This is a genomic window from Candidatus Aquicultor secundus, from assembly GCF_002791875.1.
Lineage (GTDB): Bacteria > Actinomycetota > Aquicultoria > Aquicultorales > Aquicultoraceae > Aquicultor_A > Aquicultor_A secundus.
In genome coordinates this window covers 1-334 of the sequence record NZ_PFNG01000121.1, presented here as the reverse complement: position 1 = coordinate 334, position 334 = coordinate 1, and the positions used below count along the sequence as shown (strand labels likewise).

The following is a 334-nucleotide window of genomic DNA, read 5'->3' as shown; positions in this document are numbered from 1 at the left end:
GCACACTCGTCACCGACATCTTATCGAAAGCACTTGCCAAGAAGTTCTATCGTTCAAGGGAACTTCCCGGCAGGCATAAAGCAATCGAGGGGTTCGAGCATATCGATAAATCCATAGAAATCGACCAATCGCCGATCGGTCGCACACCCAGGTCGAATCCGGCCACCTACGTCAAGCTGTTTGGCGATATACGAAACCTGTTTAGCCAGGTCCCCGAGGCTCAGATCAGGGGATATAAGCCGGGGCGCTTTAGCTTTAACGTTCGCGGCGGGCGCTGCGAGGCCTGCAGCGGCGACGGCACGATCAAGATAGAGATGCACTTTCTACCCGATAT

At 54.2% G+C, this 334-nt stretch carries 1 pseudogene; it reads left to right on the top strand.

The window, feature by feature from the left end:
- A pseudogene (locus COY37_RS05010) lies at window positions 1-334 on the top strand (excinuclease ABC subunit UvrA); the annotation flags it as partial.